The organism is Lapillicoccus sp., assembly GCF_025353065.1.
Taxonomy (GTDB): domain Bacteria; phylum Actinomycetota; class Actinomycetes; order Actinomycetales; family Dermatophilaceae; genus Lapillicoccus.
Genome location: NZ_JANXRJ010000034.1, coordinates 24,339 through 31,124 on the forward strand (window position 1 = coordinate 24,339; position 6,786 = coordinate 31,124).

The window sequence follows — 6,786 nt, forward strand, 5'->3', positions numbered from 1 at the left end:
AGCAAGAAGGCGAGGTGTGATCGCGAGGTTGGGAGCCATGACGCAACGGGCAGCCACGCAGCCACGCAGCCTCGAGCTGGACGTGGCAGCCGTGCGCGCGGAGACCTCCGCCCTGCTCGCCACCGTGGCGACGATGGAACCGGCCGCCGTCGCCGGCCCGTCGCCCTGCATCGGCTGGACCCGTGGGCACGTCCTCAGCCACGTTGCCCGGAACGCCGACGCGCTCGGCAACCTGGCCGAGGCGGCGCTGACCGGGCGGCCGATCCCGATGAATGCCAGTCCCGAGGCCCGCGACGGCGACATCGAGGCGGGGGCCGGGCGCGATCTGGAGGCCCAACGGCTCGACGTCGAGGCGAGCGCAGCGCGCTGGGACGACGCGATGGAGCGCCTGGTCGCGGCGGCCGGACGGCTGGGGGGCGTCGAGGTCGAGGCCCGTAACCACGTCACGGTCCCGGCGCTCGGCCTGCCCTTCATGCGGCTGCGCGAGGTCGCCTTCCACCACGTCGACCTCGACTGCGGCTTTGGGTTCGCCGACCTCGAACCCCCCACTCAGGCCGCGCTGCTCGCCCATCAGGTGCTGCGCGTCGGGCGCCAGCCAGGGAGTCCCTCGTTCACCGTGACCACCGACGAGGGCGACGAGGTCGTGGCCGGTGACCACCCGGCATACGTGATCGGCGGGGGTCGGGCCGCGGTGCTCGGGTGGATCGCCCGCGGACTCACCGAGGGGGTGTCGAGCGACACCGGCACCCTCCCTACGCTGGGCTTCGGGGGCTGAGGTGCACGACGACAGGAAGAGGACCAGATGAGCGACCCGTATGCCGGCCACGTCACCCCCGGAGGTCCGAGCGAGGTGCGGGTGCTGCCCGCTCTGACCATCCGCAAGGCCAGCGTGTCGGAGCAGGACAACAACGCCTACCTGCTGACGTCCACGGCGACCGGCGACCAGCTGCTGATCGACGCCGCCGACTCGCCCGACCGGGTGCTCGCCCTCCTCGCCGAGGGCACCGGCACCCTCAGCTCGGTGGTCACGACCCATCAGCACTGGGACCACCATCGCGCCCTCCCGCAGGTTGTCGAGGCAACGGGCGCCCGGACCGCCGCCGGTGCCGACGACGCCGACGCCCTGCCGGTGCCCGTCGACGTGCGCCTCGGGCAGGGCGACACAGTGACCTTCGGCGACATCACCCTGGACGTCGTGCACCTGCGCGGCCACACCCCCGGCTCGGTTGCCCTCGCCTACCACGACCCCGACGGGCATACCCATCTCTTCACCGGCGACTCTCTCTTCCCCGGTGGGCTGGGCAACACCAAGCTGCCCGGCCAGAGCTTCGCGTCGCTCATCGAGGACGTGACAACACGGGTCTTCGACGTCTACGACGACGACACCTGGGTCTACCCCGGGCACGGCGACGACACGACCCTCGGCGCCGAGCGGCCGCACCTGCAGGAGTGGCACGACCGCGGCTGGTGAGTGCCCAGCCGCCGAAAGCCGAATCAGCGCAGCCGGGTGATGTCCACCTCGACGAACATGCCGGTCGTCGAGCCGCCGGTGAAGACTCCGGTCAGCGGGGCGACGTCGGCGTAGTCGCGACCGTGCGCGACCTCGATGTGCTGGTCGCGGGGCACGAGGAGGTTGGTCGGGTCGAAGCCGAGCCAGGCGCCGTCCCACCACTCGACCCAGGCGTGCGACTCCCCCGTCACCGTGTCGCCGACGGGGATGTCGGACCCGGGCAGGACGTAACCCGAGACGTAACGGGCCGGGATGCCCACGTCGCGCAGCGCGCCGAGCGCGAGGTGGGCCATGTCCTGGCAGACCCCCGCCCGCTTGAGCCACGCGTCGGCCGCGTGCCCGGCGACGTCGGTCGACCCCGTGACGTAGTCGACCTCGTCGTGGATGAGGTGCATGACCTCGTCGACGAACACCGCGGGGGACGCCGCGGCCGCAGCCATGGCCACGACCCTGTCGTGCAGGTCGGCGGGAGGCAGGACCCGGGGCGACAGCTCGAGGAACTCGCAGGTCTCGGCCGAGGAGGCGTCGGCGTGCAGCTGCGCCCAGGACAGCTGCGCCCCGACGCGGGGCGGTCGGTCGATCTCGACGGTGGAGGACGCGGTGACGACGAGCTCGGTATGCCGGTCGTGCACCTCGAACGCCGTCACGTGGGTGCCCCAGTAGTCGGTGTAGTCGTAGGTCCACGGCTTCGGGGTGATCTCCACCCGGCTGTACATCACCGCCTGCTCGGTCGTCGTCGGCGGGATGAGACGCGCCTCGTTGTAGGAGGTGAGCGCGCCCTTCTCGTAGGCGTACCCGGTGCGGTGGGTGACCGTGAGGCGCGTGCTCATGAGACGCCTGCCTGCCAGCTGAGGGCCAGCGGAGTCGGGAAGTAGCGGGCCGCGATGGCCTCGCTGGCGCGGCTCGAGCGCACCTGGATGCGCTCCATCTCGCCGGCGAGGTCGCCGAGGATGTCGGAGAGCGGACGGTACTCGAGCTCGGCCCGGGCCCGCCCGAGCAGCTGCCCCGCGGCCCCGTGGGGGCGGCCTCCCGAGGGCTCGAGGCTCTCGAGGCACGCCTCGGCCCGGGTCAGGGCGTGGATGATCGAGCGGGGGAAGAGCCGGTCGAGGAGGAGGAACTCCGCCGCTTCGCGCTGGGCGAGCTTGCCGCGGTAGGTGCGCATGAACGCCTCGTGGGCGCCGCAGGCGCGCAGCGTCGTCGACCACGCCGTCGATGCACCGGCGGAGAGAGTCGCGTTGGACAGCAGCCGCGCCGTCATGTCGACGCGCTCGATGTTGCGCCCCAGCACGAGGAACTGCCAGCTCTCGTCGTGGCTCATCGTGCCGTCGGCCATCCCCGAGATCATCGCCACCCGCTCGCACACGAGCCGGGATGCCAGGTGCGGGCGCATCGCCTGGAGCTGCCCGCTGCTCACGGAGTGCCACGTGGTGTTGATGGCCTGCCAGACGTCGGCCGACACCGTCTCGCGGGCCCGCCTCGCCGACTCGCGCGCGCCGGCCAGGGCCGCGAGCATCGAGCTGGACGAGTCGGGGTCGTGACCCAGCATCCGCAGGACGAGGGCGTTGTCGTAGCGCGCCGGCTCCTCGTCCTCCTCGAACTCGACGCCCATCACCTGCAGGATGGTCGTGCAGGCCGCCGACTCCTCGACGGACGGGTCCTCGACGAGGGTGCTGAGGTGGACGTCCAGGATGCGCGCGGTGTCGTCGGCCCGCTCGAGGTAGCGGCCGATCCAGAAGAACGACTCGGCGATCCGGCTCAGCACGACGACCCGCCTGTCTGGTTCTGGCTCTGGTGGCCCTGGCTCTGGCTCTGAACGCCCGACCCCGGGACCTGCTGTTGTTGCTGCTCCTGCTCCTGCCACACCGGGGCGGCGTTGTCAGGCTCCTGCTCGACCGGCGGCGGCATACCGGGCTCGGGATCCTGCGCGGCGGCGATCTCCGCGAGCGAGATCCGGGTCGTCGGCGGCTCGGGCACCGCGGGACCGCTGCTGCCCGGCAGCGCCGACCGGGACAGCACCCAGGTGTCCTTCGACCCGCCCCCGCGGCTCGAGTTGACGATGAGCTCACCCTCCGGGAGGGCCACCCGGGTCAGGCCGCCGGGCAGCACCCAGACCTGCTGGCCGTCGTTGACGGCGAAGGGGCGCAGGTCGACGTGGCGCGGGCGCATGGCCCCGTCGATGAGGGTCGGGTGGGTGGAGAGCTGGACCACCGGCTGGGCGATCCAGCCCCGCGGGTTGGACTCGATCTGCGCACGCAGCACGGCAAGCTCGGCACTGGTCGCCCTCGGGCCGATCACGATCCCCTTGCCGCCCGACCCGTCGACCGGCTTGAGGACGAGCTCGCCGAGCCGGTCCATGACCTCCTCACGGTGCGCCGGCTCCTCCATCCGCCAGGTGTCGACGTTGGGGAGGATCGGCTCCTCCGACAGGTAGTAGCGGATGAGGTCGGGCACGTAGGTGTAGACCAGCTTGTCGTCGGCCACGCCGTTGCCGACGGCGTTGGCGACCGTGACGTTGCCGACGCGCATCGCGTTGAGCAGGCCCGCGACACCGAGCAGCGAGTCGGACCGGAAGTGGACCGGGTCGAGGAACTCGTCGTCGACCCGGCGGTAGATCACGTGCACCGGCTCGAGCCCGCGCGTCGTCCGCATCATGACCCGACCGCCCTGGCAGACGAGGTCGCGCCCCTCGACGAGCTCGATGCCCATCAGCCGGGCCAGCAGCGCATGCTCGAAGTAGGCCGAGTTGTAGACGCCGGGGGTCAGCACGACGACCGTCGGGTCGGCGACCCCGGCCGGCGCGGTCGCCCGCAGCGCCGCGAGCAGCTGCCGCGGATAGCGGGACACCGGACGGATGCGGTGGTCCTCGAAGACCTCGGGCAGGGCAGTCGCCATGGCCCGGCGGTTGGTCATGACGTAGGACACACCCGACGGCACCCGGACGTTGTCCTCGAGGACCCGGAAGACGCCCTCGTTGTCACGGATGAGGTCGATCCCAGCGACGTGGACGCGGACCCCGCCCGGGGGCTTGAGGCCGTGGACCACGCGGTGGAAGTGCGGCGAGCTGAGCACGACCTGACGGGGGATGACGCCGTCGGCGAAGACGGCACCCTCGCCGTAGACGTCGTCGAGGAAGCGCTCGAGCGCCCGGACCCGCTGGGCGACGCCCTTCTCGATCGGCGACCAGACCTCGGGCTCGATGAGCCGGGGCATGATGTCGAGCGGGAAGGGACGCTCGACGCCCCCGATGTCGAAGGTGACGCCCTGGTCGAGGTAGGCGGTGGAGAGGGACTCGGCACGGGTGCGCAGCTCTTCGCTGCCGATCTGCTCGAACTGCTCGCCGACCAGCTCGTAGCCCGGCCGCACCCCCGACCGACCGAACATCTCGTCGTAGGGCACGTCGGGCGACGGCTCGATGTCCTGAGTCCTGGCGTAGACATCGAAGGGCGCGCTCACGGACCGAAGACTATGAGTCCTGTGTTTCGGTGTCATGTCGACACGAGGGTGGAACGGTGTCCGGGTCCGCGCGGATGTTTCCCCCGCGGGCCCGTGAGCCTCAGAGCAGCGCCGCGACGCTCTCTCCGACCGCGGCGAAGACCGGCAGCACCGCCGTCCCCCGGTCCACTGCGCTCGGCCCGTCGCTCTCCCCGAGGTCGCTCGCGAGCACCGCGACGACGGCCCAGCGACCCGCCCGCTCGAACAGCGCGACGTCTCCACGCATCCCGAAGAGCGACCCCGTCTTGGAGGCCACGGCGATGCTGTCCGGGAGGTAGGCGGGGAGTCCCTCGAGGAACTGCTGGGTGCGCAGGATCTCGAGGGCGAGGGCGGTGTGCTCCGCGTCGAGCAACCGTCCTTCCTGCAGCGCCACGACGATCGCGACGAGGTCGGCCGCGCAGGTCTCGTTGTTCTCGCCGCGGGCGATGGCGGCGAGGTCCATCATCGTGCGCCGCAGCCGCGTATGCCGTGTCGGCACCTCGGCGAGCAGGTCGGCCACGGCCGGGGAGCCCAGCAGGCCGATGACGCCGTTCGTCGCGACGTTGTCGCTGAGGGCGATCATCAGGATGAGGATCTCGCGTAGCGGCAGCGTGGCGAGGGAGGGGAGCAGCTGGAGCGCACCGCCGCCCCCGACGCGGTCTGGGGCAGGCGGCAGGGGCAGGGGCGCGTCGAGAGTGAGCCGGCCCTCCTGGCAGGCCCGCAGCGCGGCGACGAGGATGGGCACCTTGATGGTGCTGGCCGAGGCGTGGATGCGCTCGGCGTCGAGGGCGAATCGTCGACCGTCGTCGAGGTGGACGGCGCAGCTGATCCGGCCCGGTGCCCGCCCGAGGATGGTGGTGAGCCGCTCGACGGTCTCGGGCGGCAGCGGGGCGGGATCGGGGCCGAGGGTCGCGGGTCGCATCGGCGCCAGTATGCCGCCCGTGCTTGGATGGTGGGGTGTTGATGCGCGTGGTCGTCCCGGTCGCCAACCTCTGGGTCGCCCCCGGGAGTCCGCGCCCGGTCGACGCGCTCGCCGTCGCGGACCACCCCGATCTGGAGACGTGGCTGGCCACCCTGGACGAGCACCCCGACGACGACGAGCAGGGCGACGGACGGCTCGGGCTGCACGGACGCCTGCACACCCAGCTCGTGGCCGGCGAGCCCGCCATCGTCCGCGGGACCGCCGACCGCGACGACGGCTGGGTCGAGGTCCTCGCGCCCTGGCAGCCGAGCCAGCTCGATCCCCAGGGCTACCTCGGCTGGGTGCGGCGGTCGCACCTGACCCCGGACGACGGCTCGCGCGACAGGTCGCTGCTCCCGGCGCCCGAGGCTGTCCCGGCTCCTGACGCCGACCACCCGCTGCTCGACCTCGCCCGTCGCCACCTCGGGCTCCCCTACCTCTGGGGCGGCACGACGGCCGCCGGCCTCGACTGCTCCGGGCTCGTGCACTGGTCCATGCGTCAGCTCGGCCAGGTGCTACCGCGCGACGCCGACGACCAACAGGACGCCCTCGCGCCGGTGCCCCTCGACGAGGTGCGCCCCGGCGACCTCTACTTCTTCACCAACCCCGGCGCCGACTTCGCCCACCACGTCGGCATCGTCACTGAACCCGGCCACATGGTCCATGCCCCCGAGACCGGTCACGGCATCGCCGAGGAACCCCTCGACGAGAGGCGCCTGGCGACCCTCAGCGGCGCCGGCCGGATCGCCCTCGGCGACTGACCGGCATACGGCGCCGGACGCGGTTCACCCGCATCGGCAGCCGCGGCGACAGCCCGGTCCACACCTGGCGGGGAGCGTTGACC

Annotated in this window: 7 protein-coding genes; 3 read left to right on the forward strand and 4 right to left on the reverse strand. The window is 72.2% G+C overall.

Annotation, left to right across the window (positions count from 1 at the left end):
* Positions 1-37: 37 nt before the first annotated feature.
* On the forward strand, positions 38-775 hold the full coding sequence (locus tag Q0R63_RS03240) for a maleylpyruvate isomerase family mycothiol-dependent enzyme (RefSeq protein WP_295693905.1): 738 nt from the start codon (positions 38-40) through the stop codon (positions 773-775).
* Positions 776-802: 27 nt separating this feature from the next.
* Positions 803-1,471: an MBL fold metallo-hydrolase gene (locus tag Q0R63_RS03245; RefSeq protein WP_295693908.1), complete on the forward strand. Its 669-nt coding sequence runs from the start codon at positions 803-805 to the stop codon at positions 1,469-1,471.
* A 23-nt stretch (positions 1,472-1,494) separates the two neighbouring features.
* On the opposite strand, the gene Q0R63_RS03250 is transcribed toward Q0R63_RS03245, so the two are convergent.
* The 4 genes from Q0R63_RS03250 to Q0R63_RS03265 all read right to left on the reverse strand — a co-directional run bounded on the left by Q0R63_RS03250 (position 1,495) and on the right by Q0R63_RS03265 (position 5,903).
* Positions 1,495-2,340, reverse strand: coding sequence for a transglutaminase family protein (locus tag Q0R63_RS03250; protein WP_295693911.1), 846 nt, complete (start codon positions 2,338-2,340; stop codon positions 1,495-1,497).
* The gene (locus Q0R63_RS03255) at positions 2,337-3,272 is read right to left on the reverse strand and encodes an alpha-E domain-containing protein (protein ID WP_295693914.1); all 936 of its coding nucleotides are present in this window, start codon (positions 3,270-3,272) and stop codon (positions 2,337-2,339) included. The genes Q0R63_RS03250 and Q0R63_RS03255 overlap by 4 nt, the downstream gene beginning before the upstream one ends.
* Positions 3,266-4,891 carry a circularly permuted type 2 ATP-grasp protein gene (locus Q0R63_RS03260; RefSeq protein ID WP_295693927.1) on the reverse strand — a complete coding sequence of 542 codons (1,626 nt, stop codon included), beginning with the start codon at positions 4,889-4,891 and terminating at the stop codon, positions 3,266-3,268. The genes Q0R63_RS03255 and Q0R63_RS03260 overlap by 7 nt, the downstream gene beginning before the upstream one ends.
* A 172-nt stretch (positions 4,892-5,063) precedes the next feature.
* Complete coding sequence (locus tag Q0R63_RS03265; protein ID WP_295693917.1) at positions 5,064-5,903, reverse strand: serine hydrolase; 840 nt, start codon at positions 5,901-5,903, stop codon at positions 5,064-5,066.
* A gap of 41 nt (positions 5,904-5,944) precedes the next feature.
* Between Q0R63_RS03265 and Q0R63_RS03270 the strand changes: the two genes are divergently transcribed.
* Complete coding sequence (locus Q0R63_RS03270) at positions 5,945-6,703, forward strand: C40 family peptidase (protein WP_295693920.1); 759 nt, start codon at positions 5,945-5,947, stop codon at positions 6,701-6,703.
* Positions 6,704-6,786 lie beyond the last annotated feature (83 nt).